Source organism: Kitasatospora sp. NPDC058115 (genome assembly GCF_042884635.1).
Taxonomy (GTDB): domain Bacteria; phylum Actinomycetota; class Actinomycetes; order Streptomycetales; family Streptomycetaceae; genus Kitasatospora.
The window spans coordinates 30,072-48,971 of the sequence record NZ_JBHVTL010000024.1; the positions used below are offsets into that span (position 1 = coordinate 30,072).

At 76.1% G+C, this 18,900-nt stretch carries 21 protein-coding genes; 9 read left to right on the top strand and 12 right to left on the bottom strand.

Features of this window, described 5'->3' with window-relative positions; all coding sequences use genetic code 11:
* Nucleotides 1–27 precede the first annotated feature (27 nt).
* Nucleotides 28–606, bottom strand: coding sequence for a TrmH family RNA methyltransferase (locus tag ACFVVL_RS24650; RefSeq protein ID WP_380290082.1), 579 nt, complete (start codon nucleotides 604–606; stop codon nucleotides 28–30).
* Nucleotides 603–1,247, bottom strand: coding sequence for a class I SAM-dependent methyltransferase (locus ACFVVL_RS24655; RefSeq protein WP_387678673.1), 645 nt, complete (start codon nucleotides 1,245–1,247; stop codon nucleotides 603–605). The genes ACFVVL_RS24650 and ACFVVL_RS24655 overlap by 4 nt, the downstream gene beginning before the upstream one ends.
* A 398-nt stretch (nucleotides 1,248–1,645) precedes the next feature.
* On the opposite strand from ACFVVL_RS24655, the gene ACFVVL_RS24660 reads away from it, so the two are divergent.
* On the top strand, nucleotides 1,646–1,846 hold the full coding sequence (locus ACFVVL_RS24660; RefSeq protein WP_380290086.1) for a hypothetical protein: 201 nt from the start codon (nucleotides 1,646–1,648) through the stop codon (nucleotides 1,844–1,846).
* 44 nt (nucleotides 1,847–1,890) lie between these two features.
* On the opposite strand, the gene ACFVVL_RS24665 is transcribed toward ACFVVL_RS24660, so the two are convergent.
* Nucleotides 1,891–4,449 carry a lysylphosphatidylglycerol synthase domain-containing protein gene (locus ACFVVL_RS24665; protein WP_387678676.1) on the bottom strand — a complete coding sequence of 853 codons (2,559 nt, stop codon included), beginning with the start codon at nucleotides 4,447–4,449 and terminating at the stop codon, nucleotides 1,891–1,893.
* 76 nt (nucleotides 4,450–4,525) lie between these two features.
* Between ACFVVL_RS24665 and ACFVVL_RS24670 the strand changes: the two genes are divergently transcribed.
* The 3 genes from ACFVVL_RS24670 (at nucleotide 4,526) to ACFVVL_RS24680 (ending at nucleotide 6,382) form a co-directional block, all read left to right on the top strand.
* Complete coding sequence (locus ACFVVL_RS24670) at nucleotides 4,526–4,792, top strand: UBP-type zinc finger domain-containing protein (protein WP_380290090.1); 267 nt, start codon at nucleotides 4,526–4,528, stop codon at nucleotides 4,790–4,792.
* 134 nt (nucleotides 4,793–4,926) lie between these two features.
* Complete coding sequence (locus tag ACFVVL_RS24675; protein ID WP_387678679.1) at nucleotides 4,927–5,199, top strand: hypothetical protein; 273 nt, start codon at nucleotides 4,927–4,929, stop codon at nucleotides 5,197–5,199.
* Between the two features lie 214 nt (nucleotides 5,200–5,413).
* Nucleotides 5,414–6,382: a sigma-70 family RNA polymerase sigma factor gene (locus ACFVVL_RS24680; RefSeq protein ID WP_387678682.1), complete on the top strand. Its 969-nt coding sequence runs from the start codon at nucleotides 5,414–5,416 to the stop codon at nucleotides 6,380–6,382.
* Here ACFVVL_RS24680 and ACFVVL_RS24685 read toward each other — a convergent pair.
* On the bottom strand, nucleotides 6,287–6,607 hold the full coding sequence (locus tag ACFVVL_RS24685; RefSeq protein ID WP_387678685.1) for an STAS domain-containing protein: 321 nt from the start codon (nucleotides 6,605–6,607) through the stop codon (nucleotides 6,287–6,289). The two genes, ACFVVL_RS24680 and ACFVVL_RS24685, sit on opposite strands and share 96 nt — an antisense overlap.
* A 159-nt stretch (nucleotides 6,608–6,766) precedes the next feature.
* On the opposite strand from ACFVVL_RS24685, the gene ACFVVL_RS24690 reads away from it, so the two are divergent.
* Complete coding sequence (locus tag ACFVVL_RS24690; protein WP_387678688.1) at nucleotides 6,767–7,204, top strand: SRPBCC domain-containing protein; 438 nt, start codon at nucleotides 6,767–6,769, stop codon at nucleotides 7,202–7,204.
* A gap of 150 nt (nucleotides 7,205–7,354) precedes the next feature.
* Nucleotides 7,355–7,846: an NUDIX domain-containing protein gene (locus ACFVVL_RS24695; RefSeq protein WP_380290100.1), complete on the top strand. Its 492-nt coding sequence runs from the start codon at nucleotides 7,355–7,357 to the stop codon at nucleotides 7,844–7,846.
* Between the two features lie 56 nt (nucleotides 7,847–7,902).
* Here ACFVVL_RS24695 and ACFVVL_RS24700 read toward each other — a convergent pair whose 3' ends face one another.
* The 6 genes from ACFVVL_RS24700 to ACFVVL_RS24725 form a co-directional block, all read right to left on the bottom strand.
* Nucleotides 7,903–8,655: a Clp protease N-terminal domain-containing protein gene (locus ACFVVL_RS24700; RefSeq protein ID WP_387678691.1), complete on the bottom strand. Its 753-nt coding sequence runs from the start codon at nucleotides 8,653–8,655 to the stop codon at nucleotides 7,903–7,905.
* A gap of 68 nt (nucleotides 8,656–8,723) precedes the next feature.
* Complete coding sequence (locus ACFVVL_RS24705; RefSeq protein WP_380290104.1) at nucleotides 8,724–9,428, bottom strand: class I SAM-dependent DNA methyltransferase; 705 nt, start codon at nucleotides 9,426–9,428, stop codon at nucleotides 8,724–8,726.
* Nucleotides 9,429–9,469: 41 nt separating this feature from the next.
* On the bottom strand, nucleotides 9,470–9,919 hold the full coding sequence (locus ACFVVL_RS24710; RefSeq protein ID WP_387678694.1) for a GNAT family N-acetyltransferase: 450 nt from the start codon (nucleotides 9,917–9,919) through the stop codon (nucleotides 9,470–9,472).
* Between the two features lie 67 nt (nucleotides 9,920–9,986).
* Nucleotides 9,987–10,727, bottom strand: coding sequence for a tyrosine-protein phosphatase (locus ACFVVL_RS24715; protein ID WP_387678697.1), 741 nt, complete (start codon nucleotides 10,725–10,727; stop codon nucleotides 9,987–9,989).
* 103 nt (nucleotides 10,728–10,830) lie between these two features.
* Nucleotides 10,831–11,523 (bottom strand): VC0807 family protein, encoded by a 693-nt coding sequence (locus ACFVVL_RS24720; RefSeq protein WP_387678700.1) that lies wholly within the window; start codon nucleotides 11,521–11,523, stop codon nucleotides 10,831–10,833.
* A 145-nt stretch (nucleotides 11,524–11,668) separates the two neighbouring features.
* The gene (locus tag ACFVVL_RS24725; RefSeq protein ID WP_387678703.1) at nucleotides 11,669–12,364 is read right to left on the bottom strand and encodes a hypothetical protein; all 696 of its coding nucleotides are present in this window, start codon (nucleotides 12,362–12,364) and stop codon (nucleotides 11,669–11,671) included.
* 366 nt (nucleotides 12,365–12,730) lie between these two features.
* Here ACFVVL_RS24725 and ACFVVL_RS24730 point away from each other — a divergent pair, with 366 nt between their 5' ends.
* From ACFVVL_RS24730 to ACFVVL_RS24740, 3 genes are all read left to right on the top strand, one after another.
* Nucleotides 12,731–13,576, top strand: a complete 846-nt coding sequence (locus ACFVVL_RS24730; protein WP_387678875.1) for an RNA polymerase sigma factor — start codon at nucleotides 12,731–12,733, stop codon at nucleotides 13,574–13,576.
* Nucleotides 13,573–14,796 (top strand): hypothetical protein, encoded by a 1,224-nt coding sequence (locus tag ACFVVL_RS24735; RefSeq protein ID WP_387678705.1) that lies wholly within the window; start codon nucleotides 13,573–13,575, stop codon nucleotides 14,794–14,796. The genes ACFVVL_RS24730 and ACFVVL_RS24735 overlap by 4 nt, the downstream gene beginning before the upstream one ends.
* Before the next feature lie 508 nt (nucleotides 14,797–15,304).
* A complete protein-coding gene (locus ACFVVL_RS24740; RefSeq protein ID WP_387678708.1) occupies nucleotides 15,305–16,852 on the top strand; it encodes a protein kinase in 1,548 nt (515 codons plus the stop codon).
* 68 nt (nucleotides 16,853–16,920) lie between these two features.
* Here the strand turns inward: ACFVVL_RS24740 and ACFVVL_RS24745 are convergent, their stop codons facing one another.
* A complete protein-coding gene (locus ACFVVL_RS24745; RefSeq protein ID WP_387678711.1) occupies nucleotides 16,921–17,907 on the bottom strand; it encodes an ABC transporter substrate-binding protein in 987 nt (328 codons plus the stop codon).
* Between the two features lie 81 nt (nucleotides 17,908–17,988).
* The gene (locus ACFVVL_RS24750) at nucleotides 17,989–18,888 is read right to left on the bottom strand and encodes an ABC transporter ATP-binding protein (protein ID WP_387678714.1); all 900 of its coding nucleotides are present in this window, start codon (nucleotides 18,886–18,888) and stop codon (nucleotides 17,989–17,991) included.
* Nucleotides 18,889–18,900: the final 12 nt, after the last annotated feature.

An 18,900-nucleotide genomic window follows, 5' to 3' on the forward strand; every position in this document is an offset into this window, starting at 1 on the left:
GCCCGCCCCGGGGCTCGGCCCGGGCTCTCAGTCCTCGTCGAGGCCGTCGAAGGCGCCGGCGTCGGAGCCGTCCGGGGTACCGGTGAGGGCGTAGCCCTGGCGGCGCGCCTCGTAGCAGGCCACCGTGGCGGCGGCGGAGACGTTCAGCGAGCCGACCCGGCCCAGCTGCGGCACGAAGACCACCTGGTCGCAGAGGGCGAGCGCGTCGGCCGTCACCCCGCGGTCCTCGTGGCCCAGCACGAAGGCGACCGCCGGGGTCAGCTCGGCGGCGAACATCGGCACCGCCTCGTCGGCGAGCTCCAGGCCGACCACCTTGAAGCCGTCGGCCTTCGCGGCCGCGACCGCCTCGGCGACGGTGGGGAAGTGCTCGACCTTCAGGTACTTGTCGGTGCCCATCGCGGCCTTCTGCGCGCCGGAGGAGCGCACCGACGGGGTGTCACCGGTGAGGTAGAGTTTCTCCGCGCCCATCGCGGCGCCGGTCCGGACGACCGAGCCGACGTTGAACGGCGACTGGAGGTTCTCCAGGATCATCGCGAGCCGGAACTCGTTGCCACGCCGCCAGGAGCGGTGCAGCCGCTTCAGTTCGGTCCCGCGGAGCTGCTTCACGACGTCGTCCCTCGTCCATTCTCGGGGCCCTCGCCCGCCGCCGGGCGGGGCCGCGCTTCCAGAATCCGGAACCCGTTGACCGAGGTCAGCCGGGTGGTCGGCCAGCCCTGCTCGTTCAGCCACTTCTGCAGCGAGTCCGAGCCGAGGTGCTTCTGCACCACCAGGAAGGCGGAGCCGTCCGGGGTCAGCCGGCCCAGCCACTGCTCCAGCAGCCGGCGCAGCGCCGTCTTGCCGATCCGGATCGGCGGGTTGGAGTAGATCGCCGCGAACCGCAGGTCGGCGGGGACCTCCTCGGGCAGCGCGGCCTGCACGTTGCCCAGCCCCAGCGACCCGGCGTTGTGCCGGACCAGCTCCAGGGCGCGTTCGTTGACGTCCACCGCCCAGACCGGGAGCCGCTTGCGGCGGCTCGCCCAGGTCAGCGCGATCGGGCCGTAGCCGCAGCCGACGTCCAGGATCGGTCCGCGCACCCGGGGCGGGGGCGCGTGCTCCAGCAGGATCCGGGTGCCCGGGTCCAGCCGGGTGCGGGAGAAGACGCCCGCGTCGGTGGTGAGCTCCAGGGTGAGGTCCGGCAGGGTGACCGTGATCGGCCTGCGCTCGCTGGCGACCTCGGGTGCACCGGTGAAGTAGTGCGAGCCGGACATGATTTCCCCGTCGTTCGTAAGGGCCTCGGGGCCACCGGGAGGTGTGGGTAAGCCCTGCTGGTACGGCTCCGATCGTACCCCGGTGGCCGCCGGGCCCGTCCTGCCCGCCCCGCCCGTCCCGCCCGCGCTGCCGGTCCCGGGGGACCGGCCGGCCGGCGGGTGCCGGGGGTCCTGCGGGTGGCGGGGCCGATCCGGCGGGCGGGCCCCGGGCGTGGTGCGCACCGGCCGGTTCCGACGGGCCGATCCGGGTAGGAGGCAACACGCCGACGGGCCGGTGGCGCTTCGCGCCCGGGCGGCGGCCGACGGATACTGCCAGTACCCACCGGGCAGTCGCCATCGGGTCAGGGAAGCCTCCGATGAAGCCTTCGAGGAACCTTCGAGGAACGAGGACGGACGCCATGCCGCAGAACCACGAGGACTACCTGGACGAGGTCGACGAGGTCGAGGAGGCTGCGGAGCAGGACGAGCAGTCGGACGAGGACGAGTACGACGAGCTGGCCGAGCGGCGCGCGCTGGGCGCGGACCCGGCCACCGACGTCGCGGACGTCGCCGAGCAGAGCCGGATCGTCCAGCTCGACGAGGACGAGTACCGGGAGTAGCCCCCGCACCGGAAGCAGCCCCCGCCACCGGGAGGGGCCCGGCGTCAGAGCGCCCCGCGGCGCTGGAGCCAGCTGAACGCCGCCCAGCCCGGCAGCACCGGCAGGAGGAGCGTGAGCAGCCGGAAGAGGGTGACGGCGGCCAGTGCCCCGCCGTCCGCCATCGAGGGGGTCAGCTTCAGGCCGGCCAGCAGCGCGCTGTCCACGAAACCGGCCCCACCGGGCGTCGGCGCGGCGCTCCCGGCCGCGTTGCCGACCAGGAACACCACGCCGACCGCGGCGAAGCCCGGCTCCGAGCCGACCGCCCGGGTGCAGCAGTACAGGCAGGTGATCAGCGTGATCGACACCATCAGCTGCCCGGCGAAGCCGATCGCGAGCCGCCCCGGGTTGCGCAGCAGCTCCACCAGCCGGGGCAGCACCTCGGCGGTCAGCGGGCGCAGCCGGGCGGCCAGCCAGCGCCGGGCCGGCGGCACGGCGGACACCGCGACCAGCAGCGCGCCCGCCACGGCGAGGCCGCCGACCACGAACGGCAGGGCGTCCAGCTCGGACTCGCCGGTCTCCACCCCGGTCAGGTAGACGAAGGCGCCGAGCTGGAGCAGGTGCAGCACCAGCCCGAGCAGCTGCCCGACGCCGACGCTGGACAGCGCCTGGCCGGTCGGGATGCCGGCCCGCTGGAGGAAGCGGGTGTTCAGGGCGACGCCGCCGACCCCGCCGGGGGAGACCAGCTTCACGAAGGAACCGGCGACCTGGGCGAGCACGGCGTTGCGGAAGTCCAGCCGCTCGGGGACGAAGCCGACGAAGCCCATCGCGGCGGTGACGTGGCTGGCGGCTGCGGCGAGCAGGGCGAGGGCGAGCCAGAACGGGTCGGCGTCGGCGACGGCGGCGATCGGGTTGCGCTCGGTGGCGAAGAGCTGCGGCAGCAGCAGCCAGCCGGCCATCACGCCGCCGCCGACGGCGAGCAGGGTGCGGGGGCGCAGCCGTTCCAGCCGGACCGGCCGGACGGGGGCCTGCGGGCGGCTGCGGAGGACCTCCGCGCGGATCTGCTCCAGCAGATCGGGCACGGGCTGCCCGGAGGAAGCCGTCGGCTCGGACGGTGCGGACGCTTCGGCCGGCTCGGACGGTTGGGACGGCTCGGACGCTTCGGCCGGCTCGGACGGTCGGGCCGGCGCGGACGGCACGGCCCGTCCGGCCCGCTTGAGGGCGAGCCGGGTGCCGCGGGCCAGCGCGATCGGCTGGAGCAGCGGCAGGGCGGCGGCGACCGCGTCCGGCCCGAGCACCGCCACCGCGCTGCGCACCGACCGCTCCGCCCCGGTGCGCAGCGCGAGCGTGGTGAGCAGCTGGGCGACGTCGCTGCGCAGCACCAGCTCGCCCGCCGCGATGTCGCCGTCCGCGAGGCCCACCAGGTGCACCGTCCCCGCCGCGTCGACCAGCAGCGCCGAGGGCACCAGCGCGCGGTGCGCGATCGCCCGCCGCTGGAGCAGGGCCAGCTGGCCCCAGGCGTCGGCGAGCAGCGCGTCGGTGAGCTCCTCGTCGGCCAGGTCGTCCAGGGTGCGGCCGGGCAGCCGCTCGTAGGCGACCAGCGCGGTGTCCCGGCCGAGTTCGACGGTGGCGGCGATCCGGCGGGTGCGGACCCCGGCGGCGACCGCCGCGTAGGAGACCAGGGCCTCGTGCTCCAGCCCGGTGCGCAGCGAGCGCAGGGCGCGCGGGTGCGGGGCGGTGCGCAGCCGCAGCCGCCGCCAGGCCCGCTGGACCAGGGCGGCGGTGACCGCCTGCCGGTCGAGCAGCTGGACGTCCAGCTCGGGGCGGCCGTCCTGCTGGCGGACCAGGTAGCGGTCCGGGCCGGCCGGGGTGGCGGCGACCGGGCGCAGGCCGGCCTCGCGCAGGCTGTGCAGGAGCTGGGCGGGCCGGGGCCGCGGGTCCGGGGTGCCGACGGCCCAGCGGGTGCCGTGGGCGGCCGTCCAGCCGATCAGCACCCCCAGCAGCAGGGCGGTCGGGGTGGCGGCCCCGCCGGTGAGGCCGGCCAGCGCGGAGAGGGCGAGGACGGAGCGGGGCACCCGTCGTTCGCGGGCCGCGGAGGCGATGAGGAAGGCGAGGACGGGGGCGAGGTAGCCGTACACCGGCTCGGTGCGGGCGATCGGGTCGCCGGGCAGCGGCTGGGTGAGCGCGGACACCAGTGAGAACGGGGCGGGCCCGTCGATCCACAGGTCGACGGCGAGCGAGGCGCCGTAGGCCAGGACGGCGGCCAGCAGGCCGTCGGAGAGCTGCTGGAGGACGTGCCGCCGGTCGGCGGTGGTGCGCAGCAGGCGGCGGGCGGCCGAGAGGGCCGGCAGGAGCAGCAGCGCGGCGGTGGTGAGGCCGGTGGCGACGCCGCCCAGCGGGTGCGGCACCAGCGCGGCGGCGTCGGCGACGTCCTCGGCGAGGCCGTTGGTGGTGGCGCGGGCGTAGTCGGCGAAGAGCAGGGCCAGGGCGATCACGGTGAGGCCGGCGAGCAGCCGGATCAGTGCCGCGGGCTGCCGGATCCGGCCGGTGCCGGATATGCCCGGAGGCGGGAGGTCTCCCGTGTCGCCGGTCGTGCTGACTGCCGCGCTCCCCGTCACATCCGCCACAGGGGCATGCTCCCACGAGCCTCCGGGCGCGTGTCCCGGGGAGCGCGGCGGGCCCGGCGTCACTACTGTGCGTTCCATGAGCGCCTGCGAAGACCTCGCCGCCGCACCCGGGGACATCGCGCCCCTGCCGCCCGTGGACGGCTGCGCCGACTGCCTGGCCCAGGGCCGCCGGGACTGGGTGCACCTGCGGCTCTGCCTGGACTGCGGCCACATCGGCTGCTGCGACTTCTCGCCGCAGCGGCACGCCACCGCGCACTTCCACGACAGCTCCCACCCGGTGATCAGGTCGTACGAGCCGGGGGAGGACTGGCGGTGGTGCTTCGTCCACGAGCTCATGGGGTGACCGGGCCGCGGGGGACGGGTTGACGTTCCGGCGGCCATGGGTTGAGGTGTAATTCCCGATCAATCGGGACATAACGCCCGTGCGGCCCCCGGCCGGGTTCCGTCCGGCCGGCGGCCACCGAAGGGAGGCCGACGATGACCAACCGAACAGCGGGAAGCTCCCCCAGGCTCCGCCGCGGTGCCCAGGAGCTGCTGGAACGCCGGGGCATGGCGACGACGCCGGACACGCTCCCGCCCCGGCTGCGCACCGGCGCTGGGCGGTCCGCCTCCGGTGCCGGGACGGCGGCCGCCTCCTTCCGGCACGGCGGCCGGGACGCCGCGACCACCGTCCCGCACGCCGCGCCCGCGCAGCATGCCGAGCTCAAGGGGCACCGGCACCGCGGTGCCGAGCGCCACAGCGCGCACTGAGCGCACAGCGCGCACTGAGCGCACAGCGCGCACAGCGCGCACAGCGCGCACAGCGCGCACCGGGCACACCGGCGCCGCCGCCCCCGGCCGCCGTCCTGACGTCCGCTCAGGGCGGCGGCCGGGGGCGTGCGGCGGCGCTGTCGGTGGGCTGCGGTACCTTTCCCGGTGATCGACGACATGCAGGTGAGCGGGGGCGCGGGCGATGGCCGAGCTGATGACGGAGGAACCGGTCGAACTCCAGCTGGAGAGGTACCGGACAGAGCTGACGGGGTACTGCTACCGCATGCTCGGCTCGGTCTTCGAGGCCGAGGACGCGGTGCAGGACACCATGGTCCGGGCCTGGCGCGGGTACCGGGGGTTCGAGGGCCGCGCGGCGCTGCGCTCCTGGCTCTACCGGATCGCCACCAACGTCTGCCTGGACGCGCTGAACGGCCGCAACGCCCGGGCCCGGCCGATGGACCTGGCCGGCCCCTCCACCGTCGCCACCGCCAGTGACGCCCAGCTGCCCGAGGTCACCTGGATCGGCCCGGCGCCGGACGGCCGGGTGGTGCCCGAGACCGGTGATCCGGCGGAGGTGGCCGCGCAGCGCGAGTCGGTGCGGCTGGCCTTCGTCGCCGCGCTCCAGCGGCTGGCGCCCCGGCAGCGGGCGGTGCTGATCCTGCGCGAGGTGCTCGGCTGGCGGGCCAACGAGGTCGCCGAACTGCTCGGGGTCACCGTCGCCTCGGTGAACAGCGCGCTCCAGCGGGCCCGGGCCGCGCTGGCCGCCGACCCGGCCGCCTCCCGCCCGGCCGCGGAGCTGGACGAGGACCACCGGGCGCTGCTGGCCCGGTACGTCACCGCCTTCGAGGCGTACGACATGGACGGCCTGGCGGCGCTGCTGCACGAGGACGTCACGCTCAACATGCCGCCGTTCGCGCTCTGGCTGACCGGGCACGCGGACCTTCGGGAGTGGATGCTCGGGCCCGGGCACGGCTGCCGGGGCTCGCGGCTGGTGCCGGCGCGGGCCAACGGCAGTCCGGCGTTCGGCCAGTACCGGCCCGGCCCGGACGGCGGGCACGAGCCGTGGGCGCTGATCGTGCTGGAGGTGTCAGCGGGCCGGATCACCGGGCTCACCAACTTCCTCGACACGGACGTGCTGTTCCCGCTCTTCGGCCTGCCGCCACGGCTGGCGGCCGGGGAGTAGCCCCGCGCCGTCCTCCTCGACGGGCAGGACGGCGCCCAGCCCGCTGAACGCGAGGAGGTCGCGCAACGGGCCGGCGGCGTTGCGCAGGACGAGGCGGACCCCGTGCCGGGCGGCGGCGAGCCGCAGCCGGGCCAGGGCGTCGACGACGGCCAGGTCGGGGGCGGTCAGGGCGCCCAGGTCGCAGCTCAGCGGACGGTCGGCGGATGCTTCCGGTTCGGTCTTCACGGAGATGAGACCGGCGCGATCGGCGGGCCTCATCGGCCCGCCGGAAAGATTCCCGGAAAAACTTCTCCGGGGAGCGATGAGTTTCCGGTGCGCCCCCGGTCTACCCCTGTGAAAGCGCGGCACCGAGCGGCGCGTCCAGCGAACAGAGGGAACACCACCATGACCGAGAACCTCGGCACCCTGTCCATCGTCCGCGAGCTGTCGGCCACCCCCGCCGAGGTCTTCCGGGCGTACGTCGAGCCCGAGCAGTTCGTCCGCTTCTGGGGCCCGGTCGGCACCCGGGTGCCGCTGGACACCGTGACCATCGAGCCGGTGGTCGGCGGGCGCTTCGACAGCACGATGGTGATCGACGCGACCGGCGACCGCTACCCGCTGCGCGGCCACTTCACCGCGATCCGCGAGGGCGAGCTGCTGGAGTTCTTCGAGGAGGGCGTGGGCCTCACCGGCCGGATCACCCTCAGCGACCTCGGCGACGGCCGCACCCGGGTGCTCATGGAGCAGGAGAACGTGCCGGCGATGTTCCTGGGCCCGGAGGCCGAGGCCGGCCACAACTCCAGCTTCGACCGTCTGGTCGAGCACCTGGCCGCCCGGGCCTGACCGTCGCGCAGGCCGGCCGGCCGTCGCGCAGGCCGGCCGTCGCGCGGACCGGGGGAGCGGGGAGCGGGGACCGGCAGGGCGGGGAGCGGCAGGGCGGGGCCTGGCAGAGTGGGGACGCACGCCTGTTCCCGCGCCCCAGGAGGCCCCGCCGTGTCGGTCGAGCCGTTGAAGTCCCGTGAAGAGTGGTTGGCCTCGCTGCCGCGGACCTACGCGGCGGCGGGGTGCGTCCTGCGGGACGCCTCCGGGCGGATCCTGCTGGTCAAGGCCGGGTACCGGGAGCACTGGCAGTTCCCGGGCGGCACGATCGACCTGGGGGAGGGGCCCGCCGAGTGCGCGGCCCGGGAACTGCTGGAGGAGACCGGCATCGTGCGCGAGGCCGGGGACCTGCTGGCCATCTCCTGGACCCACCCGTCGGGCGAACTCGACCACCCGGCCGTGCACTTCCTCTTCGACGCCGGCACCGTCCCGGACGGCACCCCCGTGACCGTCCCGGCCGGTGAACTGGACGACCACCGCTGGGTCGACGACGACGAGGCGCTCCGGCTCCTCGGCCCCGCGCGGTCCTTGCGGCTGAGCGCGGCGCTGGAGGCGAAGACCGAGGGGCGGACGCGGATCGTCACCACGCACGTGTCGGGCTTCTGAGCGGCGGACGCCGTTCCGGGGCCGGGCCCGTCCCGCACGGCCCCGGAACGGATCCTTCAGTCCTGCGCGTCGCCGCCGCTCGACGCGATGAACGCGGCGAGCAGCTCGCCGACGAACCGCTCGGTCTCGGCCTTCTCCACGCCGAGGTCGTCGAGCACCCCGGCGCCGTTCTCCAGCTCCAGCAGGGCGAGCAGGATGTGCTCGGTGCCGACGTAGTTGTGGCCGAGCTTCAGCGCCTCCCGGAAGGTCAGCTCCAGCGCCTTCTTCCCCCGGGCGTCGTAGGGGATCAGCGCCGGGACCTCGGCGCCGGGCGCGGGCAGGGCGGCGACGGCGGCCGTGCGGAGCGCCTCCGGGGTGACGCCCTGGGCGGCGAGCGCCCGCACGGCGAGGCCGTCCGGCTCGGCGAGCAGGCCGAGCAGCAGGTGCTCGGCGCCGATCTCGGCGTTGCCGGCCTGGCGGGCCTCCTCCTGCGAGGCCATCACCACGTGCCGGGCCCGGTCGGTGAACCGGCCGAAGCCCTGGCTCGGGTCGAGGTCGTTGGGGGTGGCCGGGTCCTTGGGGACGAAGCGCTTCTGGGCGGCCTGCTTGCTGACGCCCATGCTGCGGCCGATGTCGGTCCAGGAGGCGCCGGAGCGGCGGGCCTGGTCGACGAAGTGGCCGATGAGGTGGTCGGCGAGCTCACCGAGGTGGTCGGCCGCGATGACGGCGTCGGAGAGCTGGTCGAGGGCGTCGGTGTGGATCTTCTTGATCGCGTCGATCAGATCGTCGAGGCGCAGCGGAGTGGTCTTGGGAACGATCGGATTCTCCATAGCGTCAACCGTAGGTTGTCGACCCTGGGGTCGTCAACCATCGGTTGACGCTATGGCGAGTTGCCGGCCTACCGCTTCTCCCACACGTACGCCGCCGAGACCGGGTGGCTGCGGTACTTCTCCCACTTCGGCTTGAGCGCGATCCACCCGTCGTCCACCACCGCCTCCCGCATCTCGACCAGCGTCCAGCCCGCCGCCAGGCCGGCCGCGAGGTGGTCGGAGACCAGGTGGACGTGGGTGGTGATGGCGACGTCGGAGCCGTCCGCGCCGGTGAAGTGGGTCGGCATGCCGGCGGCCATGATGAAGTACGGGTGCAGCCCGACCAGGACGCAGCGCCCGCCGGGGCGGGCCAGCCGGAAGGCCTCGCGGTAGTACGGGCCGAGGTCGGCCAGGTGCTCGTCGATCAGCGAGGAGACCACCAGGTCGTACGCGCCCGCGGCGAGCCCGGTGCCGGCGACGTCGGCCTCCGTCAAGCTGTCGTGGGCGCCCCGCTCCCGGGCGCGCGCCAGCATCTCGGGCGTGAGGTCCACCCCGTCCAGCACGAGGCCCCCGGCGGCCCGGCCGCGCAGCCAGGCGCCCGTGCGCCCGGTCCCGCAGCCGAGGTCGGCGGCCCGGCGGACCTCCGCCCAGCGCGGCGTGTCCAGCCGGTCGAGGACGGCGAGGTCCATCGCGTCCTCGACGGTCTGCTCATAGGTGTCGACCCAGCCGGCGTAGCCGGTCCGGACGTCCACGGTGGGGTAGTTGCGGGTGTCGAAGTCGGAGAAGTCCACCATGCCCGGCAGTATCGGGCGGCCGGCGGCCCTGCCGCGAACGATTATCGGAGCGTCAGCTTGAACCCGTCATGGCTGCGGTCGAAGCCGAGCGCGTCGTAGAACCGGTGCGCCTCCGTCCGCCGCTTGTTGCTGGTCAGCTGGACGAGCGTGCAGCCCCGCGCCCGGGCCCGCTCGATCGCCCGGAGCATCAACTCCCGCCCCAGCCCCGCCCCGCGCCGATCGGCCCGCACCCGCACCCCTTCGACCAGCGCCCGCTCCGCCCCGCCCCGCCCCAGCCCCGGGACGTACGTCAGCTGGAGGTACCCGAGCACCGCCCCGTCCCCTTCGTCGAGCACCAGCATCTCGTTCCGCGGATCGGCGTCGATGTCGGCGAACGCCCGCTCGTACGCCTCACCCACCTCGACGTCGGCGGGATCGCCCACCCCGTCCTCGTCGGTGAGCAGGGCGATGATGCCGGGCAGGTCCTGGCGGGTGGCGGTGCGAAGGATCACGCCCGGAGTCTGCCAGAGCGGAGGGGGAGGCCGGCGGGGCCGGCGTCCCCCTCCCGGGGAGCCGCGGTCAGGCGGGGAGCAGGCGGGCGCGGACGGCTTGGAGGGCGGTGGGGGCGACGCCGGCGGTGAGGAGGTAGGGGGCGGGGGCGAAGCCGGTGAGGGTGGCGGCGAGGGCGGCTTCGGCGGTGGTGCCGGCTTCGGCGAGGACGGTGTCGATGCGGCGGAACGGGTCGGGGAGGCCGAGCATGCCGTAGAGCGGGCGGACGTTGGGGGCGCTCAGGAGATAGTCGGCGGCGATCTCGGCGGGTTCGACGTCGGCGAGGGCGAGCAGCAGGAGGGCGGCGAGGCCGGTGCGGTCACGGCCGGCGCCGCAGTGGACGACCAGGCCGCCGGGGCGGGCGCCGGCGATCGTGGTGATCAGCTCGGCGGCGGCGTGCGGGCAGTGGTCGAGGTAGGGGCGCAGGGCGAGCGGGGTGCCGTCGAGGTGGCCGTAGGCCTGCCACCAGGCGGGGCCGGCGAGTTCGTCCAGGGGGACGCGGATCAGTTCGACGTCCTCGGGGAGCGGCAGGAGCGGCTTGTACTCCTCGGTGTTGCGCAGGTCGACGACGGTGCGCACGCCGTGGTCGAGGAGGGCGTCCCAGCCTTCGGCGGTGAGGCGGTCCAGGTTGTCGGCGCGGACGATCGCGCCGCGGGTGGTGCGGGCGCCGGTGGTGGTGCGCAGCCCGCCCAGGTCGCGGACGTTGAGGCAACCGTCCCAGACGAGGGTGCGGTCCTCGGTGGTGGTGGTTCGCGCGTCGGCCCGGCTCATCGGTTCCCCGTTTCCTCGACGAGGGGGTCCCGTTACCCCCTCGTTATTTCTGGACTCCCGGTGGGGCGGGTTGGTTCCTCCGGCGGTCGGACAGCCGGCCCGCTCAGGCGGCCTCGGCGCGGACCAGCTTCTCCATCGGCTGCGCGGCGGCCTGTCCGAGCACCGAGCCGGCCGCGATCCCGGCGACCAGCAGCACGGTCGACAGCCACGCCATGGTGGCCACCGGCAGGGTGAAGGCCCCGGCGACCCGGGCGACGCACTCGGCGAGCAGTGCGGTGCCCCAGATCGCCGAGAACCGGCGCTCGTGGCGGCGGAAGGCGCGCGAGCCCTCCGCGAGCCGGTCCCAGGCCGCCTCGCGGGCCGCGTCGCCCCGGGTGAGGAAGGGGCGCAGCGCGGCGGACATCAGCGGACGGGCGGTCAGCGCCGAGCCCAGGATCGCCAGCGCCATGAAGCCGCTGAGCACGGAGTCCTTGGCGATCATCAGCCGGGCGTCGCCGCTGACGGCGGTGAGGGCCAGGCCGGTCAGGTTCACGCCGACCATCAGGGCGGCGAAGCGGTTCAGTCTGCGCTCCCCGACCAGGCCGACCACGGTGCGGGCGACCGGGAGCAGGCTGCTCCAGGCGAGGGCGGCGAACTCGCCGAGGCCGAGGCCGGAGTGGAGGAGGGAGAAGCCGGCGAGCGGGCCGGCGATGTCGACGGCGAGCGGGCGCAGGGCCCGGGCGAGGGGGTTCGGGGTCTTGGCGGTGGCGGCGCCGGCGGGTGCGGCGGCGGACGCGGTGGCGGCGATCTGGCTCACGGTGGGTTCCTCCCCGGACTGGCTGCTCGGTCGGCGGGCCGCTGCCCGCTCCGTCGTGCCTCCAGTCTTCCGAGCGGGGCCGCCCGCCCAGCAGTGCCGTCCGTTGCCGGATCCGCATGACAACTGTCATGGCGCGCACGGGACGTCAGGGGTGGCCGAAGTCCCAGAGCGGCCGGCCGAGGGTGTCCGCGCAGCGCACGACGGCGAAGAGCTCGTCCTCGGCGGAGAGGAAGCCGAGGGCGACGCCGCGCAGCACCGTCCGGGCGGCCGCGTCCGCGCGCGTCCAGGCGCCGGTGAGGACCAGCGCCCCGTCGACCAGTTCGGCGCGCTGGATCCGGGCCACCGGGACGGCCAGCAGCGCGGCGTTGACCTGTTCCAGGTCGGCGGGGGAGAGGTAGGTCTCGCCCGCGGCGGCGCCGCGCTCCCGTTCGGCCCGGCGGCGCAGCTCGGGCAGTGCGTAGTGGCGGACGGCGGCCGCCGAGTCGTCCAGGGCGACCCGCCAGCGCGGGCCGGGCAGCACCTCCCACCAGACGTCCTCGCAGACCGGCATCAGCTCGCCGATCCGGGCCCGCCAGGACTCGATGCCGTAGACGGCGCGCGGGTCCGGGCGCGGGCCGGGGAAGCCCGCGGCGGTCCAGTCGGAGCGGCGGACCAGGCTCAGGTCGAAGGTGTAGCGCAGCCGGCCGTCGGTGCGCTGCTCGACCAGGCCGAGCAGCGCCCAGTGGGTCGGGTCGGGGAGGCTGAAGGTCCGCCGCCAGCCGGTGAGGCCCAGGAGGCGGAGGGTGGGCGCGAGGTGGTCGCGCAGGCCGCGCTCGAAGAGCTCGTGGGCGGCGGAGGTCATGGCGTTCCTGGGGGTGGGGGAGCAGTCGGCGGCGTCCGCGGCGCACGGAGGGGGGAGGGGGCGCAAAGGGGGCGGCCGAAATGGATCGTTCACCTACAACGTAGGTGATGTGGCCGTTGTGATGCTGTAGACGAAGGCCAGAAGGTCTCAGGACCTTCGACCTGAAGGCGAATCGGCGTGAATGCTGCACCCTGCCCATCGCTGGACGGAGCGCGGAGGCGCTGTGGACGGACGGCGCACGGACCGGGGGACGGGCGCCGGACGGGGCGCGAAGAGGTCGCGGACGGGCCGCGGACGGCCGGCGGACGCGGCCGGGGACGACGGCCCGGGCCCGAGGGGGCGGGACGTTCGCCCGGATGGCGGATGATGTGGCGGGTGCAGAGTGCAGAACGCCCCGGAGCGGGCACCGACAGCCCCGTCGGCCGGTCCGGACCGGTCCCGACGTCCGGCCCGCCACCGGGCCCGCCCGCCGGCGGCGAGGCCCCCGGCCCCGTCGATCTGACCGAGGCGGTCCGGGCCGCGCAGGGCGGCGACGAGGAGGCCTTCCGGCTGCTGTTCCGCAGCGTCCAGCCGGGCCTGCTCCGCTACCTGCGGGTGCTGGTCGGGGGCCGCCCCGAGGACGCCCAGGACGCCGAGGACATCGCCTCCGAGGCCTGGCTCCAGATCGCCCGCGACCTCGGCTCCTTCACCGGCGACGGCGACGGCTTCCGCGGCTGGGCGGCGACCGTCGCGCGCAACCGGGCGCTGGACCACCTGCGGGCCCGGCGCCGCCGGCCGGTCACCGACCTGCCCTTCGAGCAGCTGTCCGGGCTGGCCGGCGGGGACGACACCGCGGGCGCGGCGCTCGCCTCCGTCGGCACCGCGGACGCGCTGGCGCTGATCTCCCGGCTGCCCCGGGACCAGGCCGAGGCGGTGCTGCTGCGGGTGGTGATGGAACTGGACGCGGAGAGCGCCGCCCAGGTGCTCGGCAAGCGCTCGGGCAGCGTCCGGATGGCCGCGCACCGGGGGCTCAAGCGGCTCGCCAAGCTGCTGGAACAGTCCTTCCCCGCGGGTGCGGGGACCGGCGCCGGCGGCCCGGGGATCCCGGCCGCGCGCACGGGCCGGGACGGCGCCCCCGCCGGTGGCCGGAAGGGGCTCGGACGAGCCGCGAAGAAAAATCCTCCGCAGGGTGTGACAGAACGCCGGGCCGCGACGCTGAAGGACATGAGATGAGCACCAACCGACCCCGTCGGATCGACCGTGACACCGCCGAGCACCTGCTCGCCGGTGCCGTGGACGGCCCGTCGGCCGGGCGGGACGCCTCGCTCACCGGCCCGGACGGCAGTACCGGGCACACGGGAACCCTCCCGCCCGGCACCGGGCCGGAAGGACGGGTCGCCCGGGTGCTCGCCGCCGCCGCGGCGCCGGCGGCGCAGGGCGAACTGGCCGGGGAGGAGGCGGCCCTGGCCGCGTTCCGGGAGGCCCGTCTCGCAGCAGCTCCCGCAGGACCCGCACCCGCACCCGTCCGGAGACGTTCGATGGCAACCGCCGCGCTGACGAGGGCCTTCAGCACGAAGGCCGCCGCCGTCGTGCTCGGCGCCACGGCGCTCGGCGGGGTCGCGGTCGCGGCCGGCACGGGCGGACTGTCCGCGCTGGGCGGCGGTTCGGGCGAGCCGGAGCGCCACTCGGCCGCCTCCGCGACGTCCGCCGCGTCGACCACGACGGGGACCCGCTCCGGCTCCCCGTCGGCCGGCGGACAGCCCGCGGCGCCGTCCACCACCGGCCCGGCCGGTGGAGCGTCCGGCACTGCGCCGAACAGCCCGTCGAACAGCCCGTCGGGCGTCCCGGCCCCCGCCGTCCCGGTCGCCCCCGTCCCGTCCGCCTCGGCGCCGGCGACGCCGCAGCCGCCGGCCGCCACCCCGGCGGACGGGCGCGGTCCGTCGAACCCGGCGGCCCACGCGGCGCTCTGCAAGGCGTTCTCCGACCGGGAGGGCAAGGGCGAGCGCCCGCGCACGCTGATCACCGACCCCCAGTTCGGCGGGCTGGTCTCGGAGGCCGGCGGGCCGGACGGGGTCGAGGACTACTGCGCCCGGCTGCTCCGCGGCACGGGCGGCAACGGCCAGGGCGCTCCGGCCCCGTCCCGGTCCGGTGCCGCGACCTCCGGGAACGGTGCCGGGAACGCGTCCGGGAGCGGTGGCGTCGGCACCGGCCAGGGCGCCAACGGTGGCCAGGGTTCCGGAAACCCGGGCGGTTCCGGCGCCGGCTCGTCGGGCTCCGGCGGCACCGGCCAGGGATCCGGCGGCCAGGGTCCGGGCGAGAACGGCGGGGCGGGCGCGGGCCGGGCGTCGAAGGCCCCCACCGCGCCACCCGCGACGGCCTCGGCGGTGACGCCCGGGCTGCCGGGGACCGACCGCTCCGGCCGGCCCGGCGTCACCTCGGGAGGCCCGCGGTGACCCACGATCTCCGGATGGGCGACGAGCGAATCCCCCCGGGCCCGTCGCTCATCCGGACCGCTCCACCCCGCACCACCGCAGTGACCGCACCATCGCAGTAGCCGCAGTAGCCGCAGTACCCCGCTCCACCCGAGACCCCGGGCGGACGGTCGGCCCCCCCGTGCCGGCCGTCCACCCGGCCGGTCCCGTCCGGACCGGCAGGCGCACCCCGGAACGCGCCCGCCGGTCCGGACGGACCGGACCCCGCCGGCCCGCCCGCCCGCAGTCCGGGCGGGCCGGCACCCGCCCGACCAGTCCGACCCGGACCGATCGTGACCCGTCGTCCTGGACGACCCACGAGCCGGCGGTCGGGGATCCGCTGCCCGGTTCCCCGGCCGCCACCCCTTCCGGCGGGCCGCCGCCCCGTCAGGTCGCCGCCGGGGGACCGGTCGTGACCGGGGGCTATCGTGCACAGGTGCACGAGGTGGTCCGGGACCCCGGGCGGGGCCTCTGAGGGGAGCGGTTCCAGGTGATCGGACGCGCGCTGAACGGGCGCTACGAACTCGTCGAGATACTCGGCGTCGGCGGCATGGCCACGGTCTGGCGCGGGGTGGACCACGTCCTGGGCCGCCAGGTGGCCGTCAAGGTCCTCAACGGGGGCCTCGCCGACGACCCGCGGTTCGCCGAGCGGTTCGGCCGCGAGGCGCAGCACGCCGCGATGCTGGTCCACCCGAGGATCGTCATGGTCTTCGACTCCGGGGTCGACCAGGGCTCGCCGTACATCGTGATGGAGCTGGTGCAGGGCCGCTCGCTGGCCGCGCTGCTGGCCCTGCGGCCGGGCCTGCCGGTCGAGCAGGCGGTCGGGATCGCGGCCGCGGTCTGCGAGGGGCTGGCCCACGCGCACGCGGCGGGCCTGGTGCATCGGGACATCAAGCCCGGCAACATCATGATCACCGACGACGGCGGGGTGAAGGTCGTCGACTTCGGCATCGCCCGGGCGGGCTCCTCGCACAACCTCACCCAGACCGCCTCGGTGCTCGGCACCGCCGCGTACCTCTCGCCCGAGCAGGCCACCGCGAGCCCGCTGGACGGCCGCACCGACCTCTACGCGGTCGGCTGCGTGCTGACCGAGATGCTCACCGGGGCGCCGCCGTTCGCCGCCGAGACACCGGTGGCGATCGCCTACAAGCACGTCGGCGAGCAGCCGCTGCCGCCCTCCGCCCGGCGGCCCGGCCTGCCGCCCGCGCTGGACGCGGCGGTGCTGCGGCTGCTCGCCAAGCACCCGGACGGCCGTCCGGCGGACGCCGCCGCGGCGCGGGCCGAACTGCTGGCCTGCGTGCCGGGGCTGGTGCCCGCCGATCCGACCACCGAACTGCTCGCCGCCGCCCCGCTGCCGCCCGCCTTCCCCACCGTTCCCGGCCCGGACCAGCAGCACACCACCCTCCTGCCGCCCCAGCCGGCGCCCCCGGCCCCCACCTCGGTGATGGCGCCGATCCCGGCGGCCCCGCCGCCGGTGCCGCAGCCCGAGCGCGAGAGCCGCCGCAAGCCGATCGTGTTCGGCGCCCTCGGCCTGGCCGGTGTCGCGGGCGCCGCGGTGCTCGGGCTCACCGCCTTCGACGACCCGTCGACGCCCGCCGCCGCGCCGTCCGCCCGCCCGACCGCGACCGCCCCCGCCACCCCGGCGGCGACCCCCACCCCGACCCCGACCGCGACGCCGACCCCGACCGCCACCACCCCGTCCGCCCGCCCGGTCCCGACGGCCCCCGCCACCACCCCGGCCCCGCACGACCCGGCCCCGCTGATCCAGATCAACGCCCTGCGCCAGAGCATCGCGCAGACCCAGGTGGAGAAGGAGCGCGCCCGCCAGGTCGAGCTGCTGCGCACCCTCGACGAGGCCACCGCCCGCCTCAACGAGGGCCGGCCCGACGACGCCGCCGCCAAGCTGAAGAGCGCCCAGCGCACCGTCCGCGACCTCGCCCGGAAGCACGCCGTCGACGGCCAGACCTCCCAGAACTGGAACTCCCGGCTCTCCTCCCTCATCACCTCCCTCAACGCCGTCGCCGACGAGGAGGACTGACCCGTCGTGAGCGCGCGCCACAGGTCCTCGTGGCGCGCCGCCGGACCTGCCGCGCGGCTGAGCCCCGGTCAGACGCCGAGGAAGCGCTGGAGCTGTTCCAGGACGTAGTTGGCGCCGGTGTAGCCGATCCCCTGGAACCACAGCTGGTCGTCGACGGGGAACGCGCGGTGCGCCTTCACCGCCTCCAGGGACCGCCAGGCGGGGCTCGCCAGGGTGGCGGTGAGGCCGTTGCGGGCCGGGTCGCCGTAGCCCGCGTAGAGGAGCAGGTCGCCGTCGGCCCTGGCGAGCTGGTCGGGCGGGAGCTCCTGGTCGGCCTGGTCGGTGTTCTGGGCGTCCGGCCGGCCGAGGCCGGCGTCGGCGAGCACCGTGCCCGGGAAGGTCTGCCGGCCGTACTGCCGCAGGCCGCCGCCCTCGACGAAGCGCAGCAGGCTGACCTTCCGCCCGCCCGCCCTGGCGTTCGCCAGTGCGGTCACCACCTGGTTGACGTGCCGCTGGTAGGAGGCCGCGAACGCCGCCGCCGCGTCCTGGCGGCTGAGCGCCTGGGCGTGGGTCTGGACGTTGGCCTTCCAGGGCGCGCCGGTGGTCTGGGTGAGCACGGTCGGGGCGATCGCCCGCAGCTCCTCGTAGCGGTCGCCGTCGCGGGTCTGGTTGGACAGGATGAGGTCGGGCCGCAGGGCGCGGACGGCGGCGAGGTCCGGGGCGCCGGCCGGGCCGACGTAGGCGATCCGGGCGAGCCGGGAGGCGGGCCAGTAGTCGGGGAAGGCGTGGTCCGCCGCGGGCCGGGCCGCGCCGACCGGGGTGATGCCGAGGGTGAGCGCGGAGTCCAGTTCGGCGGTGTCCAGGGCGACCACCCGCACCGGCGCGCCGGGCACGGTGACCGGGCCGGTGGCGGTGGCCACGGTGACGGGCGGCAGCGGGGTGGGGGAGGGGGTGTCGGCGGCGGCCGGGGCGCCGGCCGGCGGGGGCGCGGCCGGGCCGGTCGTGCATCCGGTGAGCGCGGCGCCGCCGAGCCCGCCGAGCGCGGTCAGCAGGGTGCGGCGGGTGAGCGGGGGCATCGGGACCTCGGACGGCGGGGAGGGTGAGCGCGGTCCGTCGATTATGTCCGAATTGGTGCGTAATCGGGGTGCAGAACGTCGCTACGCGTCCGCCCGGGCCGTCCACGGCGCGCCGGGCACCACCAGCGGCGTCCCGGTCACCGGATCCGGCACCACCACCGACTCCAGCCCGAACACCTCGCGCACCAGCTCCGCCGTCACCACCTCGACCGGCGGGCCTTCGGCGACGATCCGCCCGGCCCGCATCGCCACCAGGTGGTCCGCGTACCGGGCCGCCTGGTTGAGGTCGTGCAGCACCGCGACGACCGTCCGCCCGCGCTCCACGTTCAGCCGGCGCACCAGGTCCAGCACCTCCACCTGGTGCGCGATGTCCAGGAAGGTGGTGGGCTCGTCGAGCAGCAGGATGTCGGTGCCCTGGGCGAGCGCCATGGCGATCCAGACCCGCTGGCGCTGCCCGCCGGACAGCTCGTCCACGCCGCGCTCGGCCAGCTCGGCCGTCGAGGTGCGCTCCAGCGCCTCCGCGACCGCCGCCTCGTCCTCCGCCGACCACTGCTGCCACCAGCTCTGGTGCGGCTGGCGGCCGCGCGACACCAGGTCGGCCACCGCGATCCCCTCGGGGGCGGACGGCGACTGCGGCAGCAGCCCGATCCGCCGGGCGATCTGCTTGGTGGGGACGCGCGCCAGCTCCTCGCCGTCCAGCAGCACGGCGCCGCGCACCGGCTTCAGCAGCCGGCCCAGCGCGCGCAGCAGGGTGGACTTGCCGCAGGCGTTCGGGCCGACGATCACCGTGACCTTCCCGTCCGGGATCCGCAGCGAGAGCTCCTCGGCGACGGTGCGCGCCTCGTAGGCGAGGGTGAGTCCCCGCGCCTCCAGCCGGTGGGCGGGCACCCGGTCCGCGGTCCCGGCGGCGTCGACGGGCCCGACGGCACGGGCGGCGTCGACGGACTCGACGGCATCGACGGACTCGGCGTCGGCGGGCATCGGGACCTCCAC